We start from the raw sequence: 1,067 nt of genomic DNA, 5'->3' as shown, positions 1-1,067 counted from the left end.
GTGGGCAATTAAAATAATTATAATGGATCAGAGTAGAGATATAAAAATCATTTCAGCTGCAAAAAGGATTCGAGACGAGCACTGGAATAAATCCTCAAATGTTTCTTTTGCAACTAAATCTTCAAATAAGATTCACAAAGAATGGCAACGAGCTATAAAAAGTGAATTTCCCCAAATTGAAATTGAATGTAAAGTGGCGAATATTGCAAATGAAAAAATTGATGTTGTAGATGTTGAAAATAAGATAGCATACGAGTTAAAAGTATCAGGAAATAACATCTCTCATGAATTTTATAAAAACTTATGTAAGGTTATTACGTATAATTGTCATCAAAATAAAAATAGTATGATTAAAGAATTTGTATTTATGAGTGACGCAGAGAAAATTAAATCTTTTTCTAGGCGTTTAGATAAAAAATTTGTTAAATCGATTAAGTCGAACTATTCAATAGAAATAAGACTTAAAGGGTTGTAATACTTCAGGTAGAATGGATAGACATGAAAATTACTACATCGAGAAAATTGCTGAAATTTTGAGAAATAAATTTCCTGAGGAGTTCTTTATAACAGAAGTCTATACACCTTACGGAACACTTGATTTAAAAGATAAATCCGGACGTCCAGATATCCTTCGAATAAATAAGAAAGGTGAAATAACAATCATAGAGGTGAAAAAAGCCTCTCATTCTTCACTTTCTAAATGGCAGATTGTAGGTGAATTACTATTCTACAAGTTTTTAACAAATACTCAGTTATCTCAGGATAATGATGAATATAAATGGTTAGAAAAGTTAATAGATAAAGGGGTCGTGGATCAGGCAACCATAGATTCAATTGAGGAAAAACATAAAAACGGCGTTAATTTAGTCACAAGCTGTGCATTAGTAATATGTGAAGGTTTCTTCGATGACTTGAGAAAAAATGAAACATTATGGCATATGTATGAATATGTAAGAGAGTTTGATGTTTTAAAATTAGATATTTTATATCTTGATGAGTTCGAGCCTGATCATTTTTCCTTAAGACTAATGAATAACTGGTTTTTAGAATAAATATGAAACTGCCCA

Annotated in this window: 2 protein-coding genes; both read left to right on the top strand. The window is 29.7% G+C overall.

The annotated features are described in order from the left end of the window. A partial coding sequence (locus tag FRY97_RS21910; RefSeq protein ID WP_211356960.1) for a hypothetical protein occupies positions 1–475 on the top strand: 475 nt, incomplete at its 5' end. Positions 476–488: 13 nt separating this feature from the next. Further along, entirely contained in the window at positions 489–1,052 is a 564-nt protein-coding gene (locus tag FRY97_RS21905; protein WP_147169757.1) for a hypothetical protein, read from the top strand. Positions 1,053–1,067: the final 15 nt, after the last annotated feature.

Origin of the sequence: Phaeodactylibacter luteus (assembly GCF_007993045.1) — a bacterium.
Classification (GTDB): domain Bacteria; phylum Bacteroidota; class Bacteroidia; order Chitinophagales; family Saprospiraceae; genus Phaeodactylibacter; species Phaeodactylibacter luteus.
Note: the sequence above shows the minus strand (reverse complement) of the source record. Positions and strands in the feature narration are given on the sequence as shown.

What these genes read in the sequence shown, in the direction of transcription:
- FRY97_RS21905 (WP_147169757.1), top strand. Translation starts at nt 489, where the DNA reads ATGGATAGACATGAAAATTACTACATCGAGAAAATTGCTGAAATTTTG.